This is a genomic window from Luteimonas sp. Soil_N_1 (assembly GCF_057656255.1).
Genome location: NZ_JBDGKS010000001.1, coordinates 1494070 through 1511303 on the forward strand (window position 1 = coordinate 1494070; position 17234 = coordinate 1511303).

The window sequence follows — 17234 nt, forward strand, 5'->3', positions numbered from 1 at the left end:
TATCGTCGGCGATGGACGCTTGAGCCATTGTTTGAAGCGCAGGCGCAGAGGCGCCTGAATCAGGAACCGGCGCCCCTGCAATGGGGGCGCTCGATAAGGATGTTTTCTTCAACAGGGGGCGGTAAGTGAATTTTTTTCTGAAGGCGACGGCTGGAGTCGTGGTCACGTTGATTGTTGCTGGGTGCGGTGCTGAGCGTCCGCTGGCATGTGATGCGCCAGAAGTGCTTGAAGACGTCCGCCTGATCGTTTCTCAGCAAGCCAGGCCGGATCAGATTCTCAGTCAGCTAAGCGCGGTGGATCGAGAAGATGCACTGAAGTTTGTGCTGGCGCGGAGCATCAGCTACGACGAGTCGGTGAAAAAGCTCTCGTGTGAGGGCACGCTCCAGGCTGAGTTCGGAAATCTCGGCCGCAACGTCCATTCTGCGCCCGTCACTTACGACTCCCAGATCAACAGCTCGGGCGACAACGAAGTGTATGTGTCGATCGCTCCGGGGCACGTTGACGGCCTGAATGAGGCAATTGCCTGGAAGCGCCATCTCGAAGAGAAGAAGCTTGCGGCGGCCAACGCGGCAGCAGCGTTGCCTGAAGCTCCTGAGGTTGCTGAGCACGCGGCGAGCGCGAGACCGGACGATTACACGGAAGCAGAGCCCTACGCGGAAGAAGTCCCGGCTCCTGTTCCTGATAGCGCTGAGTCGCCTTTAGTCGTTGCACCGAGCTTTAACTGCGCGAAGGCTTCGACCAATGCCGAGCGCCTCATCTGTAGCAACGCAGAGCTTGCCGGCCTCGATGCGGAAATGGCCGACGTGTTCAAGCAGGCAAGGGCATCCGCGAGTGACGCGAAGGCGCTGGTCGCAGACCAGAATGCCTGGCGCCGCGAAGTCCGTGATGCTTGTTCCGACGTGACCTGCATGAGCAGTGCCTACGCCGATCGAATCCTCTACCTCTACCGCCCTCACTGATCCCAAGGAAGGAATCCATGACCCTCAAGAACTCAACCGCTTCCAGCATTGGCGGCGTTGCCCTGCTGCTCGCGCTGACTGCCTGCGGTGCTGCTACCGAAGACGCGACAACGCCGGCCGTCGAGCAGCCGGCCGAGAACGCAGCTCCTGCGCAATACGCGACGCAGGCTGCTGCGGAAGCGGCGGCAACCGACGAACCCAAGAACTTCTCCAATGCTCCTCTTAAGCCGAACCTTCCGCCCAATTCATCGGAATCTATGTTGAGGATGGAGACCTATGATCGAGCTCGCGTTCGGAACGAGTTCTGGGTCGAAGGCGCCGTCTACACGAGGTTCGCCGAGGATCGCACCTATCTCGATCGCTACCCCGTGTTCACCGATCTCCAATGTCAGATGTCGCATGGCGCGACGACTTTTTGGTGCGCGCACGGCCGCATGGGCGAGGACCTGGACGTGGATATCGCCAAGCACGTGACCTTCCTCTACAACGAAGACGTGTTTGCCCAGCAGGGCGAGATTGCATGCTCGCAACACCTGTGCATCACGCACGATGGTCTGGTGGCAGGCGCTCTCCAGCCGGCAATGTGGAAGTGGATGCAGGAGCAGTGCGAGTTCGACGATCGCAACTACTTCCGCTGCGCCAACTAACCCAGCTGATGCCCGATCGTTCTGGAGCGATCGGGCAAGCTGGTGATGACGTTTTCAGGTCATGTTTCAGGCGGGGCGTTTCAGCCCTGCGTGCCTGCTTCCGCCAGAGCGGGGAGGTAACGGTCGTAGCCGAGTTCTTCTATCCGACTGACGAAGTAGCGTCGAAGGTCCGGATCCGATGCCAGTTCTCGGTTGACGTCCGCTAGAAAGCATTCCCGCTCGGCCTTCAATTCTTCAACCACCCCGCTTATTGCAGCTGCAGTAGCGGGGTCTGGATGAGTCAGCGTCAACCTGAAATCAGGAACGGGTTGTTCGAGACGTTCCGCCGGAGTGTCGGAGGCTTTGGTCGCTTCGATGGCGGCCCGCATCTGCTCATAAATCGCCCTGAACTCAGGCCGCTCCATGTGTTCGCGATGCTCAATGTCGGTCCTGGCGAGCTTCAGCGCAGATTCGATCGTGTAGCGCTCCGCGTAGGCCTGCTGCTTAAGCTCGGACGTAGCACGCATCACTTCCGCGGAGCGCCGAAGCTTCTCGTTGGTCGCAGCCATGCCCTCGTTGAAGCGGTTCAACATAGACAGCAGTGACATGGTCAGGTCCTTCTGGGTGCGGATAGGGCGAGGGCTTCTATCCAAGGATGCGGCCGCGCTGGCGCGAGCTTCAAGGGCTAGCGAAACCCCATGTCGCCGGCTACCGTGTGGCTTCCGCCGGGGAGGGTAGGCGGGTCGGCCACGGAATGGCGCGGAGCGATTTCCGCAGGGGGATGAAAGGGATGATTCGACTGTGTCTGTTCGATCTCGACAACACGCTGGTGCGCACGTCTGACCTGGACGGCTTTCGCGGACAGGCCAACGTTGGAAACGATGGCGTCGACTACCGGGAGCGGCTTGCTCATGCGTTCGATGCGGATGCGCGAAGGCACCTCTACACGCCCGCCATTCTTGATCGGCTGAGGCGCGAGCTTCCTGAGATGAAGTGGGGCGTGTTCACTCGAGCGCCCCGTGCCTACGCGCAAACCTTGCTGGCCCGGGCCTACCCGAACTGGCGCTGGGATGCGGTTGTAGCCCGGGAAGACGTGACTCACACGAAGCCGAATCCTGAAGGGGTGTGGGCTGCGATTCAATCTACGGGCGTGGCGGATGCCTCTCAGGTGGCTGTGGTCGGCGACGAGAAGCCGGATGTCATGGCCGCCTATTGCGCTGGTGCGTGGTCCATCGTGGACCAGTCGAGCTGGAGCAGGCCTTGGGCCAGTGGGTGCTATTGGGCGATGGAGCGTGTGCCCGATGCCGTCATCCAGCAACCAACGGAACTGGTCAACGTCCTGCCCCAAATCAAGTCGCACTTGCCAGACCTTGAGTGCCGGCTGGCGGGCGCAACGGCCGACGGGCGCATTCGCTCCCGCTTCGACACCATTAATCATTTCCATCCGGATCGCAGAAAGCAGGCGGTCACCGTGTTCGGAAAGATGTTCTCCGATTACCAGGCGATTCGCCCCCGGTCCGAAACCCACGTTCTCACCCAGCAGATCCTCGCCCACAAGGAAGCCGTGCGCTTCCCGGACGAATGGATTCAGTCGATTCGCGCCTTCTTGGCGCGCATGGCGTCGCTTGCCGGACCTCAAAGGGACCTCGTCGTCACCGTCATCCCAAAGAAGCCCGGCGGCGTGCCGCGGATGGAGTCGCTGCTGGTTCAATTAGCGCGCTCGCTGGACGGCAGTCCAATCCCGAACGTCCAGTGCCGCATCCACCCTGAGGTCATGGCGTTCTCGGAAGGGGTGGCTTCGGCGCACCGCGACCACCTCACCGCCGCGCAGCGTTTCGAGAACGTGGAACGGCACTTGAGGGTCATTGACGCGGCGGCCATTCAAGGGCGCCCAGTCTTGGTCATCGATGACGTCGTGACGTCGGGAGCCTCCCTGATCTGTGCCTCCCGAGCCCTCACGGCCGCAGGCGCCGCGCAGGTAAAATGCCTGGCTCTGGCCAAGGCGGTGAGCGACAAATGAGTGAGGTCAGCGCCGCCACGGGCAAGCTGTTGGGCTTGTCGATGCTGCCAGGCATTGGCCCCGCGACGCTGCGCAAGATTGCCGCGCTCCCGCTCTTCGAGACCCAGTCCATCGAGTCGCTGGCCGTGCTTATTCCGGCGCTTGCGAAGGCCATCGACGTGGGCTCCTGGGACAAGGCTCTTGAGCAGGCCGAAGACCAGGTCGAGCAGGCCATCAAGGCCGAGGCGCGCATCCTGTCGCCCTTAGACCCTGACTACCCCGGCTTGCTGGCGAATACCAAGGACGACCCGTTCCTGCTCTTCGTGAAAGGCACGCTCGCGCCCAATCCCGAGAAGTCGGTGGCCATCATCGGCACTCGAGAACCCACGCCGCACGGACGGATCATCGCGGAGCGCATCACGCAGTTCTTCGTGGGCGAGGGGTGGAGCGTGGTTAGTGGGCTGGCTCTAGGGTGCGACGCCATCGGCCACCAGGCCACGATCGACGCGAAGGGGCACACGTTGGCCGTGCTGGCCCATGGCCTCCAGACGATTGCTCCGACCCAGCATCGCCAACTCGCCGACGACATCCTCGCGTCGGGTGGAGCGCTGGTGAGCGAATTCCCCTTCGGCAAGGGTGCCATCCCCCAGCAGTTCGTCCGGCGCGATCGCACGCAAGCCGGGTTGGCGCAGGGCGTGGTCATGGTCCAGTCGGACCTCAAGGGTGGCAGCCTGCACGCCTCGCGCGCCGCGCTGGACTACGGGCGTTGGCTGGCCGTGCCATACCCGACCGAGAAGGACCGCGCGGCGGGGGAGGCCAAGGTGCAAGCCAACCTAACGCTGGCCGATGGCTCGGAGTCGGAGCGCATGAACCTTCTGCACCTCAAGCTGCCTGGCGCATTGTCGAAGCTCGTCGTGCTGCGGACCAAGGACGACTACCGCGCCTGCCTGACCACCAGTGACCTGATGCCGGCCACGCCCGACTTGGGCAGCGCTACCCAACCGTCGATGTTCTGACCATGGGTATGGGCATCCTCGGCTGGCAGCTCCTGATCCTAGTCACCATTGTCGCGGCCGGGCGCTCGCGCGGCATCGCCGTCATCTTCTGGGTGATCTGGACCGCCGTGCAGGTCTTCGCTTTGCCGTTGAGCCTCCTCCAGTTCGGAACCATTTGGCTGGGCCACACTATTGCCGCTGCGCTCTTCCCGAGCAGGCCGTCTGACACCGTTAGGGCGTCGTCTGCACCTCCGACGGTGGCAGTGCCGCCTGCGGCGAAGAAAGAGCAAGCCTCTGCCATCGAAGACAGTAAGACCTCAGCATCCACGCCAGCTCAACCCGCGTCACTCAAAGATTTGTCTGAACTTCTTGCGCCGCTGAGTAAGGACTTTTCCCTGCCTCCACTGTCAGGTGTCAACGCTCGCGCGAGAGGCGACTGGTTAGCCAATCACCAAGGAAAAAAAGATCTCGAAGACGTTCGCCAACGAGTTCGTGAGATGTATCGAACGTCCTCGGGTGTCGATGAATCCGTGCTCAAGACCGTTCCTCCTTCAACGGCGAGCTCTGCGCCGGCCCAACGTCTCACGCTTGCTCCCGCGCGGACCCCGGCAAGACGCAATACGCCTCCCCCTGATCAGGGCATCTCAAAGTCGCTTCTCGAGCATCTTGAAATGCTCAATCGCAGTTCCGTCGATAGCACTCCAATCGATTTGCCCTCGAACGGCAAGAGTCCAGCGAAGACGCAAAATAGAATGTGTGTGAGGTGCGATCCCGAGGGATCGAAGGCAGTAGGCGGGATGCGTTACTGCGGCGACTGCGGAGCGTTTGTTGGGATGGCTCACTGAGCGTGCGGAATCCTAACGAAGTTGGATTGACAGATTTCAACGCGCCTTCAACCTCGATGCACCATCTATCGAGGCCTGCCCGTGACCCATACATCCGACCTTCAAGCCCAACTGGCCACCGCCGCCAACCGCGGCTACCTCTCCGCCTGCAAGCAACTCATCGAACAAGGCGCGAAGCTCGACGCACAAGACCGCACCCAGATGACGCCGCTCCACATGGCGGCCGAAGGGAACCACCCCCGGGCCACGGCCGCCCTCATCGAAGCCGGCGCCCCGCTGGAAGCGACCGGCTATGAAGGCCGCACGCCGTTGTTTCAGGCCTCTCTCTACGGGTCGAGCGACGCGCTGGGCGTGCTCATCGAGAAGGGTGCCAACGTCGAGGCGTCGAGCTCTTTCCATGCAAAGACTTACCTTCAGGCCTTCCACACGCAGCGACGCACCCCGCTTCATGCGGCAGCTTGGGAAGGGGATGGTGGCTTTCGGACCGACAATCAGCCCGACCACGTGGCTTGCGCGAGGAAGCTGATCGAGGCGGGCGCCAAGGTCGACGCTGCTGAGCGGCTCAAAGTGGATACTCGTGTCGTCGCTTCTTTTCCCCGATACGACCTCGATCTCACTCCGCTGAACCATGTCCAGACCCCCGCCATGGCCCACCTGCTCATCGACAGCGGAGCGAACGTAGCTGGGGCGGGCGGTTGGCAAACCCCTTTTCGCTCGGCCATCGACGGCCGGCATAGGGACGTTGCGGCCACCATCGTCAACGCTGGCTACGGGCCGAGCGAGAAGGACTGGCAAGCGTTCGACGAGGCGAGGGGGGATACGCGGGGTGAATTCGCGGACCGATGCGGCCGCCTCAAAGCTGAGCGTCTGGAGAAGCGGCTCGCGGTGTCGTTCTACGAGCCCGGGGTAACGCTGGCCCAGCACCCGGTGCGGCAGGCCTCGATTGGGCAGGAGAGCGGCGCTGGGGTGCGAGTGCGGTTCTGATCCCTCTTGCCGATGGTTCACCGTAAGGAGCCGGACTCCTTCTTGGTAGTCCAGTGGGCTTCAACGCACTCAGCCGGCAAGCCGTGCTTCTGGACGATGCGATGCAATCCCTCATCGACCTGCGCCCGATCCTCGGGGGAGGGCGTCGAGTCATGGAGATAAAGCGCTGCGCGGCTGAACGCCGAGAGCTTCCTGAGGTTGCCATCCTCGCTCGCGTCATAACGACCGAGGTCGGCGTCTAGATCTTCTAACGTGGCTTGCGCGTCGCTTAGCGTGGTCATAGGGTCCTCCTTGCGCGGGAACCTACGAAGACCGAGGTGGAGAACGCGTCAGTTCGAAAGGTCCTGGATAGGGCCAGTCGGTCGATGCCTGGAGGGCTTCAGGAACGGTGATGAACGCTGGACCAAACAGCGCTGATCCGAGCCTCAATGTCTAAGGCGGCGGAAGGGGGTAGCCAGAGGTTGGCTTCAGCCAGCAGAGGGGCGGTGAAGTCATCGAACACAGCGCGAGCGTCTTCGCTGTCAACGGACATCAGCAGATTTTGCATGTCGGACAGGCGTTCAATGCGATCGAGCAGATGCTTGAAGCGCAAATCGGCCGCCGCCTCTGCCCCTAAGGCTGCGGCCACCTCCAGCATCAATGACACTGTGTGAGCGCTGATGGGAGTCGCCTGGAGATCGAATTGGCATAGAGTGCCCAAGACCACCCCGTTCAAGTCGAGCAAGGGCACGCCGCAGTAGGCGGCCATCGACTCACGAGACGGATGCCCTTCCAGTCTTAGATCGAGGCCGGCATTCGTGATGACGATGGGCGCGCCGGCCGCCTTCACCAGGCTGCAGTAGGAGCCGTCGAGCGGAATGTTGTTGGGCAGGCCACTGGGCGTGTCGTCTCGGTCAACCAACATGAAGTTGACAGCGTAGGTGTCCTCCAACAAATAGAGGGCCGTGAATCGCAATTTCGACTCGTCGTTCAACAGCTCCAGCGCCGCTCGGATGTTCCCGGAAGCGATGAGGAAGCGAAGCTGTTCCCGCTGATCGTTCTCGATGTTGCGCACCGCCCCATCTTACTCGAATGGCTGAGAGGCGGGTTGGGATTATTCCTACATAAGGCGCCTGCCAAACAAAAATAAAAAAGTAGCTGAAACCATATTGACAGATGGGTATTCGTCTCTAGCTTTGAATTAAGCCCTTTAGAGATTCCCACTTTGAAACTTTATCCCATTAGTCCGGTCCCAAAAACGAATCGACGCCTCTTTCGTCAAACCCGCGTCTCCAATGCAATGGAAGCGGCGTTCAGCGCCGAGATTCAAAAGCATGGCTTGAGCCGAATCAAAGCGTTGACCATGCTCCTCGAGCAATACAACACTAACCCCTGGTCGTTCCACCCCAAACCCGAGCGCGAAGAAAGCCTTCACTACACCTGGGCCGCCTTTGCCGCTGACGTGGACCTCGTCGACACCTTCACCGCCCACTGCGCTGCCGCGGGCGTGTCGACCGGGGAAGGCGTTCGCCAGATCGTTCAGCGGTGCCTCGATACCGCCAGCGGCAAGCTTGCTTGGGACCGTTTGGCAACCCTGTTGGGGCCGGACTCCCGCCTGCTCGAAGGGCGTAGCGATGCGGGGACGCCTCCCGGCGACGACTCGAGTCGTGAGGTCAGATTTCTGAGACATCTCCAATCGCTCGGAAACAGCTTCTCCGAGTGCGATGAGGCGGGCCAGAAGGAGGCCATCACCGCCCAGATCGTGGCCGCAGAGTTCTTCAACGTTTGCCAGGTAAAGGCATGCCTGGACTGGGGGGTGCCGGTCAACGCCCAGAGCAAAGAGCAAAAGAACCGCACGGCGCTCCACGAAGCCATGTGGCAGTGCCACGGCGTGAAGTTGGTCGAATTGCTGCTGGAACGAGGCGCTGATCCGCACATCAAGGACGAAGACGGCAAAAAGCCCCTTGAGCTTCTTTACTACGGGGAAACCTGGACGCCGGGTCATGACGTTCTGAGGAAGCGCATGCTCTGCGAGCCGGCTGGGAGCGGAGGCAGCCAATGATTGAAGTGATTATTTTTAGCTTCGCAACGGGTTGCCTTTTGATGGGCGGAGGCCTCATGACGGGTGCTTTCGTCGAGCGGCGAAACATGTCGCGTCGAATCGAGCGGATGGAGCGGCGGCAGGAAGACGCAAGGCTGGCGTTGGAAGAACAGAAGGCTCTTAATGCGCTTCGTGAGAGCCAGCAGCGGCGTGAGCGGCTGGCGAGAGAATGGCAGGTTCTGCAGCGCTTGACGGGGTCCACGACAGGCGTGGCCCCAGACCGCTCACCGACCGTGGGCGATCTCCGTGCTGCGTTCAAAGACGACGATGCTTGCCACAAAGCAATCGAAAATTTACAGCCTTACGTCGACTTCCTTCCAGGGTGTGAACCGCGCTTTAGAAGCAGCATGATGGCCGAAGGAGCCTGGTTGGAAAGCGCGAGCGACCTTGACGAACTTCCAAGGCTGATAAGTGACATCTTCGGAGAGGGCGGGATGAAGCTTTACATCCACCGCTTGGCCACAACGAAGCTCCGTGAGCTCAAGGCCGAGCGACTCAACAACGCCTGGCAGCAATGCACCCCGGACCAGTCTCGGGGTCGCTTCTGATGGATTCAACAAGCGATCTTCCGGCGACGACTCTCCAAATGGCCCTTCGGGAATGGGAAGCGAACGAATGGAGACGCTTTGTGATGCCGACCGGTTACTCCGACGAAGCCTGGTGGAAGCATGACCTCCAGACGGGGCTCAATGAGCTCTTCCACGTCTTTGCGCACCTGGCATCGAGAGATGGCATGTCCATGGATAACGTGTTCGATGTCATGGATCGTCTGCTGGAGGCTGGAGCCGAATTGACGGACGAGCTTCGCTGGTTTCTGCCGATGCACTGTGCGTCAGGCTCACTGGACCTGAAGAACCACGGCCTCGAACCCAATGAGCTAGACCTCTTGCGAGGGCTGGCGATGCGCGGAGCAAGCGTGAGCGAACTGTTAGCGCAAGCGCAGGAGCGGGGCAGCATTCTTGGGCTAAGACAGCTCAACACGGTGATAGCGGAGGTGCGAGCCAAGCATCTGGGGCCGCATCTGGATAACGCCTGGCAGCAGGCCGCCCCAGCCCCGGCCCGTGCTCGCTTCTGATCGGAGCGATCCTGGATCAAGCTGGGAATCGCGTAAAAAAACCGGGATCAGCGAGCTGCTCCCGGTCAGGATGACGATCAGCCATGTTTCACACTTTGCGAGGACAAAAAGCGACCGATGTCTGATCTAACATCCAAAAAACGCCCCTTTTGTCATAGCAGGGCAGCTGCAATGACACTTGCAGTCTAGACGGTAAGACGCCGTTGGTGAGGCGGGCGCGAATCAGAAATCTTGAGCTACGAAGCCGGCGCAACGTCCTCTTCGATGTGCACTTCGTCGCCTTCGAAGATCACGAGTATCCCGAGGACGTGCACCGGCCGGTCATCGTCGCGGCGCACGCCTTGCGAGCGCTTCATGTCGAATTCGAGCTCGGTGCGGCGGTGGGCTGGAACACGCACGCGTCGAACCGATTTGCCCTGCGAAATCATGACCAAGACAGCGCTTTCGATTTCCGACAGAAGAGTCATGTGGTCAGTGTGACTCATCTTCCGTGCATGCACAGTAGTTGCCCCGTTGCTCGACATCCTTGCTTGTGGAAGCGTCTGTCACATCTACCTGTTGGATGGCACGACCTACGATGCGGTGGACATCACCGCCTGTCTGTAGCCATCCGACAGAAAGCTCTTTCTCGCCGAGCTCAATGTTCTCGAGTGGACGCCCACACTCTGCCCGCGCCGATTCAGCGATTAGAGCAGGCCATCCTTGGCTACGCCTCGCTGGGCAAATGCCCGTGCCCAGCTTCCCCACGCGCCCGTTTGGGGCATCGAGGTGTTGCGAGGGGGAGCGCAGCGGCTGGTGCCGGGTGCGGGAACGTCGGCGAGTGGGAGAGCGACCTGACGGGGCAAGGCAGGCTTTGTTCCGGGGTGGAAGCCGGGGCCTGGGGTTAGAAGCAACCGCGGCGCGAGCAAGAGCATGAGCCCCTCCGGGGGGGTGAAGGCGGTCAAGAGCGGCTGACGCCCGAGCGCGGTTTGAATCGAATTCCATGCGTCAAAGGAAGGGGATGGGGGCTTTCTCTGCCCCTTTTTTGTTGTCTGGAAGATTTGCGTTGAGAGAATTAACCAATAATCAAATCTGCGGGCTGGTGGCCGCAGTTTTGGAAAGAAGTATCCAAAACAATATTGACGGAATGGGATGTTTCTCTAATCTGGATTAATAGAAAGCGAAAACGCTTTCCCCTCAAAATCAGACGGAGATACACCATGAAGGTTGCTAACCGAAACGCCATCCTCGAAGCCGCCACCCAGAACGGCTGGGTCGAGATCCAAACAGGCGTCTACGTGAATTCGCTGGCCAATATTCTCGCTGAGCAGGCTGGATGGGACGAAGGCGACGAGGCCAAGAATGTAGATTTCAAGAAAGCCCCGTTTTGGCTGACCACCGACAGCGGCGATGCGCCCCAGCCGGTTCGAAGCGACAGCGATCTGCCCGAGATCGATGCCTCGGCTCTCAAGAAGCTGGTGAAGGGCGGTGGTGTGGCCGTCGACCGCAAGTTCGTTGACTGAGCGAGAGCCACGCCATGAAATTTATCCGCCAATCCGACATCGACGCGCTCAACGCACTGACTAGCGACAAGCTGGCAGTTCGTGCCACCGCCACGCGCATCACGTTCCAGCTCACGGCTGTCGTTGCCATTACGCACTTCAAGACCCTCGCCGCCGGTGGCCGTGCAGGGGCCGGGGCGTCGTTCGATGGCAAGACGCGCACGTTGACGCTTGAGCTTCAGCCCGCCTCATCCATGAAGCCTGGCTCGATGGCCATGGGCTGTGGCGAAGCGCCCGCAGAAGGGTTCTGGATCAACGATCGCTTCTATGAAGTCTCCAAAGCCGCCGTCGTGGACGTGCTCGCTATCTACCCCAACGACAACTTTGCGACGCTGCAGAAACTCGCTACGAAGCTCAAGGGCGGCAAAGTCCAAACTTTCGAGAGCACGAAAGCAGCTGCCACAGCACGACGTGAGAAGCAGAAGGCGCGCGAGGCCGTGCGGCCCGAAGACATGGACATGCCGGAATGGGATCCGGTGCAGCGCGAATGGTATGACCTGGAAATCGAGACCCGGCATAGCAATACGTCCGGACCGGGCGCGAAGGTGACGGCATGAGCATCACTATCGAGAGGCGAGAACCAGGTCTTATCCATTTCGCCTACGACCTGGGGGATCGCTACGGACATGCCACTATCGTGGAGGTCGGCGATTCTTGGAACGTCGTGGGATTCGAAGTCGACGACTACACCGACGACGAGAATTCAGAACTTTTCGATGCCATTTGTAGTGCCGTGGAGTCCAGCAACCTGCCAGAACTCATCGGCGCCGAGTCTAAGGACGCCGCCGCGTGACAAGCCTTGAACTCCGACACGCCATCCAAACCGGCAACCTGGCAGCCGCCCGAGCCGCGGTCTGCCATGGCGCCCCCCTGGTCGATGTCGTCCACCCCCCGTTGCTCGACGCCGTCGCATCGGGCAACCCCGACATGGTCCGCCTGCTCATCAACGCTGGAGCACCTCCGCTGGCGTATGCCGCACGCCAAACCGCCCAGGGTGCCGTAGAGCAGGCCTTGGGCTTCCCTGAAGCGCTAGCCGAGTCGGGTCCTGGTAGTGAAGAAGCGTTCCTCGAATGCCTGGAGCTGGCGGACTCGTTGGGGGCTGATTCGATGACGACGATTCGCCAGCGGCGACGCGCTTTCGTGCTTCGGTTCTTCCACCAACCCGAGCATCGCGTCACCCATCTGCACGGCATCGTCCGCGCCATTACACGTCAGTCTGTTTCGCTCCCAACCGTTTCCAATGATCTCCGGCGGCTGGGGTTGCGCTGATTTTAAAAAATGCTGATTACAGCCCGCAGATTTGGAAAGAAGTATCTGAAATGCCATTGACGAACTCCATTGCTTCTTTAACTTTAAGTTATAAAAGAAATGGATGAAACCAATGAGCATTGTTTCCGCTGCTACCAATGACCGAAAAGTCGCCCTCGTCGTCTGGTGTGCTGACCCCGAACGCCTCCGAATCCGCATCCTTAACGGCAAGAACCACCATCTCCCCGTGCGCGTCGCTCTTATTCGTTTCGACCTGGCTTTCATGCCTCGTGCAATCGAAACGTTTCAGCACAACGGCTTGCGTGGCGGGGACGCTTTTGAAGTCTTGGAGGTTCGTCGCGGAAATTACTCGTTCAAAGGGCCCCGGTCGGCATACAGCAAAGCGCTGACCGCCCTGCAGGCCCGTCTCGACGACGTGCTCGATGGTCCTGCCACTGTCGTCCACGGCTTAAAACTGCTGCCCCGCGAAGCGCGCTTCGAGACCCTATTCCCAGGGCAGGCGGTGGCGGCATGAGCGCCCATCTCGCATCTCCAATCGTCCTGAAGTCTGGTGCTTGGGGCGCTCGCGTCGCCAGCACTGGGGTCAACGAGGGCGACGAGCTCACCGTCATCGCAAAGTCCGGCTCGTCGTGGGAAGCAACCGTTGAGCGCGTTGTCTGGCGCGGGCCTGACGTGACGCTCTGCGAGACGAAGCGCCGGGACGTGGGGCGCTGTCGCGAGTGCGGCCGTGCCGCGGTCGACGCCGACATTCACCAGGCCATGGGTGGCTTGTGCGGCCACTGCGCCTTCGACGAATACGACATGTGAGAACCACCATGAAGACGACCAACGCCATCCGCGATCTCGAGCACTTGGGCATCTATTCCATCCACCAGGCCGGCTACCGCGACATTGCGTTGGAGCCTACCGATTTCGAGCACCTGGAGGATCTGGGCTGGGGCGACAGCTACCGCGCCCAGCATCCCGCGAGGTGGAGCATCTGGCTGGGGACCGAGCACGAGCACGTCATGGCCCGGGGCAAGGAAGTCGTTGTCGAGAAGTCGGAAGCTGGAAACTTCGAAGCGCTGATGCGGGCGTGGCGCGAGCAACAGCTTGAGAAGCCGTGGGACGTTCGGACCAACTGACCCCCGGTGAGCATCTACCGGGGGCTTGAGCCGTGGTTAGTCGTCCAGCGGCGGTTCGTATTCCAAGATGACGTCGTCGTCCTCATCGATCTCGGTAGGGTTGAACACCACGTTGGATTTCACCAGCGTGTAGAGGCCGCTTCGGAGCTCATGAAACACAGCGCCTGATTCGTAGCTCCCCGAGACCCCGTCTTTGTCCCTGAAATAGCCAACGGCGCTGACACTACCGGGCCCAGGAAAAAGAACGATCGACATGGTCGACGGAGTGGAGAGCTCGCAAGTGAGACCAGGCAGTTGCCTGATTTCCAACTCGCCATACACGTAGTCGGGGTCTAGATCATCCATAGGCCCCATGCGAGGCTCCGCATGGACGAGGGCGCGAACGAGGTATCGGGTGGAGGGCGTATCCATCGCACTGACAACGTAGCCCGAGGTCGGGTGTCTGCTTGCTTCGAGCAACTCGCAGAGCAAAGCCACAATAGAATCAGGATCCACGCCCTCGCAGATATCCAGGCAGCGAGACCTGGCGAGCGCTTGGTTAAGGCGCACGAGAACCGGGGTGGATGAGAGAGCAGGGTGATCATTCACGAATGCAAGCATGGCTGCCTGCGAATTGAATCCGTGCAGGGCGGCGATCAGTTGGTGGAGCTTGCTAGAGCCGACAGGCAGGCTTTCAGACGCAAGGCGACGCTTCGCCTGGTAGGCGATGGACTTCAGAAGTTGGGTGTTCAACGGTTCGCTCCAAATGGATCAGCTGCATCGAGCGCTTACATGCAACCTTGGAAGGCGAAAGCCGGAAGAAGGTGCGGGCGAAGCGGTAACGCGGGTGACGCAAGCCCCGTTTGAGTCGCTCGTAACTCCGGCGGGCGCAGCCTTGTCGGAAGGATAGAAGAGGGCAGCATGACGCGCAAGTCGTAAACATGAGTCGAGCGGCCCCCCCCGAGATGGCTACTGTGCAGGGCACCGCACCACGCATTTCAACTAAAGGGGACCATTCCATGCGCAAGCTCGCACTCACCGCTCTGCTCGCTGCCATTTCTGCTCCAGCCTTCGCCGCTCAAGGGGAGGTGTGCATTACGGAACCCAAGGCGCCGACGGATGAGTCTGCGCTTCAGGTGACGAATGAATCGGTGTTCAAGTGCCCGACCGTGGGCGACGTGACCGTGCCACAGGTCTACGAGAAGGGCTGGCGGGTGGTCCAGATGACCTCGGGCATGCCGATGGTTAGCCGCACCTCTCTGCCTAGCATCACGCACGTGATTCTCATCGAGAAGATCTAACCGCTTGAGTGTTTTTCAACTCTGTTCAGCGGTTACTCCGCAGTGATGCTTCTAAAAGGATGTGAGCATGTTTTTGACATATGACGAAGCGATGGGACGCTTTCGTGGCTCCAACGCGCGGGACGCGCAAACCATTGCTTCTACGGCAGCAGGTATCCGGAGCACACCCACGCTGATCAAGTGGGTGGCGTTCTTCACGATGCTTCCAGGCATCGGGGCAACCATCACGATCTTCGGCGCCATCATTGGTATCCCGTGGCTCATCGTGTGCGGGATCATTGTTTCGAAGGCCAACACAGCGCTTCGCAACATCAAGAGAGCGCAGGACGATTACACCCGCTCGCTAGCCGCCGGTCCAACCCATGTCGTTCAGCAGGAAACGAGCGCATGAGGATCCACAGTTACCATCCAAAGTCACTTGCGCTGGTCGGCCTTGCCACCCTGTTGGCCGCGTGTGGCAGCAGCAACAAGGACGAGCCCACGGCAGAGACCATCGCAAACGCAACTCAAGCCGCCTTCGGCGACCTCATGCCACCCCAGTTGGGCCGGCGCGTCGAAGTGACGAAGTGGGACAAGCTGACCTTCGATTGCACTGACGCAGGCGCGAACGTCCAGCGCGTGACCTGCGTCACCGACGGGAAGATCTTTATCGTGGGCTACGAGAACGGTGTGGAGTTGAAAGGCGGAGGTCAGGAGATTGACGCGCCGTTCGACATCACGTTCGAGAAGCGCGCCGAGGGCTGGGTCGCCGTCGACTATAGACAGAAGGCGAACTGATCCCAGCTTTGATGTGACGGCGAAGAGGCTGAAAAAACTTCCCAGCCTCTTCGTTGGTCTGTCCTCGCTCAGCTCTTCGTTTTGAAGCGATCCGCGTGCGCTCGGAGATGGGTAGCATTTGGGTGATGAGCCAGGAGCTCAGGCAGCCCCAGCTTCCTGCCATCCAGTTCCTGGTATTCGGTCCCACGCAACGAGGGTGCGATCGCAATCCGCATGTCATCCGCCACCCACACCAGGCCCAGGTCGAACAGGGTGTGGATGTCCGCGCGCAACAGAAGCCCGTTGTCCACCCGGTTCGTGTGCTCCCCGCGGTAGGGGAGGATGTGCGCCGCCTCCAGCACTGCATCGGCCGTGCATCCCGTGACGGCGCAGCGACCTTCATAAGCTTCGAGGAGCTGCCCCCGAAAGGTGGACTGACCGCGGCGCTGGGCTACCGCACGCATGGCCCACACCCGGGCATCGTGATCGCTGTCGAGGGGCGGGAGCTGGACGAAGGCCTGGGACTCGGCTTCTGCTTCGATCTGGGCCTGCTCCGACATGGGGAGAATGACCACCTCCCACTTGCCCTCCGCGTTCTTCTGAAGGTCTACGTGTCCGTGGATAGCAGGCATGAAGACGTCGTAGCGCACTCGATTCTTGGTGCCAGGCAATGTTGACTTGAACAATCGGTCGCGCGAATGACCGCTGTCGCTTCTCCAGTTCGAGCGTGCGTAGTCGTAGTGGGGTCGACTCGCCGAATTGACGGTCAAGTGCTCGAGGTTGGCGCGCAGATCCCCGATGGGGTCTTGAGGATGGTGAGTTTTCAGCCAGTCGCTGACATCATCGATCGTTCCGCCCCCAATGGTCTCGACGGCTTCAGCCACCCGCCAATACTTCGCAGTCGTGGGAGCGCTGACCAGAGCCGTGTCGCCGGTGCGCTCGAAGATCAGTCGAAACTCATCCCCCTCGAGCTGGTCGACGCGCCCCACCCATCCGGGTTCGGCCTTGAACACGTTGCGCGGATTCTTCGCGCTACCGGCAAGCATGGCTTCGCGATTCAACTGCGTTGAACGCACCATTCGCAGTGGCAGGCCTTCGGCTTGGGCCGCGGCCAAGTGCTCGAGCAACAAGTTGCGGCCTGGGCCGCGCCAGCGCACTAACGTGTCTTCGTAGACGAGCTTGCCGTTCTGTTCCCGGAGGTAGTGATCCCACACGCTGACGACGACTTCGCGTGGCTCGTCCTTGAGCGATGACACCGCCCACATACGATTCACCAGGCTGGCACCCAGGTGCGCGAACTCCGATTCAATGCCCAATGTTGCCTTCCTTGGGTCGAGGGTTTGGCCACCATCTTCCCTTAGCTACGCGCTTGCGCACCAGCGCCTTGTAGGCGTCTGGCGACGGAGCGGGAGCAGGGCGCTTGTGCCGGCGCAGGTTGCAGAGATAGCAGGCGGCAACGATGTTCTCGGGCGTGTCCTCTCCACCGTCCTGCTGTGCCAACAGGTGCTCGGCGGTGCATTGGAAGGGGCGAGCCGACCTGGGGCGGAGACCCAGTTCTTCAGGCGATTTCAGCCACATGCGGAAGCCACAATAGAAGCAGCGACCGTTCTGATCGTGGAAGGATTGGGTGCGAAGTTTTTTCAGGCTCATCGGGCATCCGGAATCTAAGGAACGATTCCCGTGCCCCCAATGATGGGTGGA

25 protein-coding genes are annotated in these 17234 nt (G+C 60.7%); 19 read left to right on the top strand and 6 right to left on the bottom strand.

The window, feature by feature from the left end; translation table 11 throughout:
* Window positions 1-125 precede the first annotated feature (125 nt).
* Both AC3A4E_RS06930 and AC3A4E_RS06935 read left to right on the top strand, forming a co-directional pair.
* Complete coding sequence (locus AC3A4E_RS06930) at window positions 126-959, top strand: lysozyme inhibitor LprI family protein (protein ID WP_487630775.1); 834 nt, start codon at window positions 126-128, stop codon at window positions 957-959.
* Window positions 960-976: 17 nt separating this feature from the next.
* Entirely contained in the window at window positions 977-1606 is a 630-nt protein-coding gene (locus tag AC3A4E_RS06935) for a hypothetical protein (protein WP_487630776.1), read from the top strand.
* Between the two features lie 80 nt (window positions 1607-1686).
* Here AC3A4E_RS06935 and AC3A4E_RS06940 read toward each other — a convergent pair whose 3' ends face one another.
* Window positions 1687-2193: a hypothetical protein gene (locus tag AC3A4E_RS06940; protein ID WP_487630777.1), complete on the bottom strand. Its 507-nt coding sequence runs from the start codon at window positions 2191-2193 to the stop codon at window positions 1687-1689.
* A 182-nt stretch (window positions 2194-2375) separates the two neighbouring features.
* Here AC3A4E_RS06940 and AC3A4E_RS06945 point away from each other — a divergent pair, with 182 nt between their 5' ends.
* The 4 genes from AC3A4E_RS06945 (at window position 2376) to AC3A4E_RS06960 (ending at window position 6408) form a co-directional block, all read left to right on the top strand.
* On the top strand, window positions 2376-3605 hold the full coding sequence (locus AC3A4E_RS06945; protein WP_487630778.1) for an HAD-IA family hydrolase: 1230 nt from the start codon (window positions 2376-2378) through the stop codon (window positions 3603-3605).
* Window positions 3602-4600, top strand: a complete 999-nt coding sequence (locus AC3A4E_RS06950; RefSeq protein WP_487630779.1) for a DNA-processing protein DprA — start codon at window positions 3602-3604, stop codon at window positions 4598-4600. Before AC3A4E_RS06945 ends, AC3A4E_RS06950 begins: the two co-directional genes overlap by 4 nt.
* 2 nt (window positions 4601-4602) lie before the next feature.
* Window positions 4603-5424, top strand: coding sequence for a hypothetical protein (locus AC3A4E_RS06955; RefSeq protein WP_487630780.1), 822 nt, complete (start codon window positions 4603-4605; stop codon window positions 5422-5424).
* Between the two features lie 81 nt (window positions 5425-5505).
* Window positions 5506-6408, top strand: a complete 903-nt coding sequence (locus AC3A4E_RS06960; RefSeq protein ID WP_487630781.1) for an ankyrin repeat domain-containing protein — start codon at window positions 5506-5508, stop codon at window positions 6406-6408.
* Between the two features lie 17 nt (window positions 6409-6425).
* Here AC3A4E_RS06960 and AC3A4E_RS06965 read toward each other — a convergent pair whose 3' ends face one another.
* Both AC3A4E_RS06965 and AC3A4E_RS06970 read right to left on the bottom strand, forming a co-directional pair.
* On the bottom strand, window positions 6426-6689 hold the full coding sequence (locus tag AC3A4E_RS06965; protein WP_487630782.1) for a hypothetical protein: 264 nt from the start codon (window positions 6687-6689) through the stop codon (window positions 6426-6428).
* A 98-nt stretch (window positions 6690-6787) separates the two neighbouring features.
* Complete coding sequence (locus AC3A4E_RS06970; protein WP_487630783.1) at window positions 6788-7462, bottom strand: hypothetical protein; 675 nt, start codon at window positions 7460-7462, stop codon at window positions 6788-6790.
* Window positions 7463-7612: 150 nt separating this feature from the next.
* Here AC3A4E_RS06970 and AC3A4E_RS06975 point away from each other — a divergent pair, with 150 nt between their 5' ends.
* The 10 genes from AC3A4E_RS06975 to AC3A4E_RS07020 all read left to right on the top strand — a co-directional run bounded on the left by AC3A4E_RS06975 (window position 7613) and on the right by AC3A4E_RS07020 (window position 13497).
* Window positions 7613-8449: an ankyrin repeat domain-containing protein gene (locus AC3A4E_RS06975; RefSeq protein WP_487630784.1), complete on the top strand. Its 837-nt coding sequence runs from the start codon at window positions 7613-7615 to the stop codon at window positions 8447-8449.
* Entirely contained in the window at window positions 8446-9036 is a 591-nt protein-coding gene (locus AC3A4E_RS06980) for a hypothetical protein (RefSeq protein WP_487630785.1), read from the top strand. The genes AC3A4E_RS06975 and AC3A4E_RS06980 overlap by 4 nt, the downstream gene beginning before the upstream one ends.
* Before the next feature lie 83 nt (window positions 9037-9119).
* The gene (locus tag AC3A4E_RS06985) at window positions 9120-9563 is read left to right on the top strand and encodes a hypothetical protein (RefSeq protein WP_487630786.1); all 444 of its coding nucleotides are present in this window, start codon (window positions 9120-9122) and stop codon (window positions 9561-9563) included.
* A 1199-nt stretch (window positions 9564-10762) separates the two neighbouring features.
* On the top strand, window positions 10763-11065 hold the full coding sequence (locus tag AC3A4E_RS06990) for a hypothetical protein (protein ID WP_487630787.1): 303 nt from the start codon (window positions 10763-10765) through the stop codon (window positions 11063-11065).
* A gap of 14 nt (window positions 11066-11079) precedes the next feature.
* Complete coding sequence (locus tag AC3A4E_RS06995; RefSeq protein ID WP_487630788.1) at window positions 11080-11661, top strand: hypothetical protein; 582 nt, start codon at window positions 11080-11082, stop codon at window positions 11659-11661.
* Window positions 11658-11897 (top strand): hypothetical protein, encoded by a 240-nt coding sequence (locus AC3A4E_RS07000; RefSeq protein WP_487630789.1) that lies wholly within the window; start codon window positions 11658-11660, stop codon window positions 11895-11897. The genes AC3A4E_RS06995 and AC3A4E_RS07000 overlap by 4 nt, the downstream gene beginning before the upstream one ends.
* A gap of 101 nt (window positions 11898-11998) precedes the next feature.
* Window positions 11999-12373: a hypothetical protein gene (locus AC3A4E_RS07005; RefSeq protein ID WP_487630790.1), complete on the top strand. Its 375-nt coding sequence runs from the start codon at window positions 11999-12001 to the stop codon at window positions 12371-12373.
* Between the two features lie 112 nt (window positions 12374-12485).
* Window positions 12486-12887 (top strand): hypothetical protein, encoded by a 402-nt coding sequence (locus tag AC3A4E_RS07010; protein ID WP_487630791.1) that lies wholly within the window; start codon window positions 12486-12488, stop codon window positions 12885-12887.
* Entirely contained in the window at window positions 12884-13180 is a 297-nt protein-coding gene (locus AC3A4E_RS07015; protein WP_487630792.1) for a hypothetical protein, read from the top strand. The genes AC3A4E_RS07010 and AC3A4E_RS07015 overlap by 4 nt, the downstream gene beginning before the upstream one ends.
* A gap of 8 nt (window positions 13181-13188) precedes the next feature.
* Complete coding sequence (locus AC3A4E_RS07020; RefSeq protein WP_487630793.1) at window positions 13189-13497, top strand: hypothetical protein; 309 nt, start codon at window positions 13189-13191, stop codon at window positions 13495-13497.
* A 36-nt stretch (window positions 13498-13533) separates the two neighbouring features.
* Here AC3A4E_RS07020 and AC3A4E_RS07025 read toward each other — a convergent pair whose 3' ends face one another.
* Window positions 13534-14229, bottom strand: a complete 696-nt coding sequence (locus AC3A4E_RS07025) for a hypothetical protein (RefSeq protein WP_487630794.1) — start codon at window positions 14227-14229, stop codon at window positions 13534-13536.
* Between the two features lie 266 nt (window positions 14230-14495).
* Here AC3A4E_RS07025 and AC3A4E_RS07030 point away from each other — a divergent pair, with 266 nt between their 5' ends.
* The 3 genes from AC3A4E_RS07030 (at window position 14496) to AC3A4E_RS07040 (ending at window position 15554) form a co-directional block, all read left to right on the top strand.
* A complete protein-coding gene (locus AC3A4E_RS07030) occupies window positions 14496-14777 on the top strand; it encodes a hypothetical protein (protein WP_487630795.1) in 282 nt (93 codons plus the stop codon).
* Between the two features lie 67 nt (window positions 14778-14844).
* Complete coding sequence (locus AC3A4E_RS07035) at window positions 14845-15168, top strand: hypothetical protein (protein WP_487630796.1); 324 nt, start codon at window positions 14845-14847, stop codon at window positions 15166-15168.
* A complete protein-coding gene (locus AC3A4E_RS07040) occupies window positions 15165-15554 on the top strand; it encodes a hypothetical protein (RefSeq protein WP_487630797.1) in 390 nt (129 codons plus the stop codon). Before AC3A4E_RS07035 ends, AC3A4E_RS07040 begins: the two co-directional genes overlap by 4 nt.
* Window positions 15555-15622: 68 nt before the next feature.
* On the opposite strand, the gene AC3A4E_RS07045 is transcribed toward AC3A4E_RS07040, so the two are convergent.
* Complete coding sequence (locus AC3A4E_RS07045) at window positions 15623-16849, bottom strand: HNH endonuclease (RefSeq protein ID WP_487630798.1); 1227 nt, start codon at window positions 16847-16849, stop codon at window positions 15623-15625.
* Window positions 16839-17183 carry an HNH endonuclease gene (locus AC3A4E_RS07050; RefSeq protein WP_487630799.1) on the bottom strand — a complete coding sequence of 115 codons (345 nt, stop codon included), beginning with the start codon at window positions 17181-17183 and terminating at the stop codon, window positions 16839-16841. The genes AC3A4E_RS07045 and AC3A4E_RS07050 overlap by 11 nt, the downstream gene beginning before the upstream one ends.
* Between the last annotated feature and the right edge of the window lie 51 nt (window positions 17184-17234).

What these genes read in the sequence shown, in the direction of transcription:
- AC3A4E_RS06935 (WP_487630776.1), top strand. Translation starts at nt 977, where the DNA reads ATGACCCTCAAGAACTCAACCGCTTCCAGCATTGGCGGCGTTGCCCTG.
- AC3A4E_RS06940 (WP_487630777.1), bottom strand. Translation starts at nt 2,193, where the DNA reads ATGTCACTGCTGTCTATGTTGAACCGCTTCAACGAGGGCATGGCTGCG.
- AC3A4E_RS06945 (WP_487630778.1), top strand. Translation starts at nt 2,376, where the DNA reads ATGATTCGACTGTGTCTGTTCGATCTCGACAACACGCTGGTGCGCACG.
- AC3A4E_RS06950 (WP_487630779.1), top strand. Translation starts at nt 3,602, where the DNA reads ATGAGTGAGGTCAGCGCCGCCACGGGCAAGCTGTTGGGCTTGTCGATG.
- AC3A4E_RS06955 (WP_487630780.1), top strand. Translation starts at nt 4,603, where the DNA reads ATGGGTATGGGCATCCTCGGCTGGCAGCTCCTGATCCTAGTCACCATT.
- AC3A4E_RS06965 (WP_487630782.1), bottom strand. Translation starts at nt 6,689, where the DNA reads ATGACCACGCTAAGCGACGCGCAAGCCACGTTAGAAGATCTAGACGCC.
- AC3A4E_RS06980 (WP_487630785.1), top strand. Translation starts at nt 8,446, where the DNA reads ATGATTGAAGTGATTATTTTTAGCTTCGCAACGGGTTGCCTTTTGATG.
- AC3A4E_RS06985 (WP_487630786.1), top strand. Translation starts at nt 9,120, where the DNA reads ATGCCGACCGGTTACTCCGACGAAGCCTGGTGGAAGCATGACCTCCAG.
- AC3A4E_RS06990 (WP_487630787.1), top strand. Translation starts at nt 10,763, where the DNA reads ATGAAGGTTGCTAACCGAAACGCCATCCTCGAAGCCGCCACCCAGAAC.
- AC3A4E_RS06995 (WP_487630788.1), top strand. Translation starts at nt 11,080, where the DNA reads ATGAAATTTATCCGCCAATCCGACATCGACGCGCTCAACGCACTGACT.
- AC3A4E_RS07000 (WP_487630789.1), top strand. Translation starts at nt 11,658, where the DNA reads ATGAGCATCACTATCGAGAGGCGAGAACCAGGTCTTATCCATTTCGCC.
- AC3A4E_RS07010 (WP_487630791.1), top strand. Translation starts at nt 12,486, where the DNA reads ATGAGCATTGTTTCCGCTGCTACCAATGACCGAAAAGTCGCCCTCGTC.
- AC3A4E_RS07015 (WP_487630792.1), top strand. Translation starts at nt 12,884, where the DNA reads ATGAGCGCCCATCTCGCATCTCCAATCGTCCTGAAGTCTGGTGCTTGG.
- AC3A4E_RS07020 (WP_487630793.1), top strand. Translation starts at nt 13,189, where the DNA reads ATGAAGACGACCAACGCCATCCGCGATCTCGAGCACTTGGGCATCTAT.
- AC3A4E_RS07030 (WP_487630795.1), top strand. Translation starts at nt 14,496, where the DNA reads ATGCGCAAGCTCGCACTCACCGCTCTGCTCGCTGCCATTTCTGCTCCA.
- AC3A4E_RS07035 (WP_487630796.1), top strand. Translation starts at nt 14,845, where the DNA reads ATGTTTTTGACATATGACGAAGCGATGGGACGCTTTCGTGGCTCCAAC.
- AC3A4E_RS07040 (WP_487630797.1), top strand. Translation starts at nt 15,165, where the DNA reads ATGAGGATCCACAGTTACCATCCAAAGTCACTTGCGCTGGTCGGCCTT.
- AC3A4E_RS07050 (WP_487630799.1), bottom strand. Translation starts at nt 17,183, where the DNA reads ATGAGCCTGAAAAAACTTCGCACCCAATCCTTCCACGATCAGAACGGT.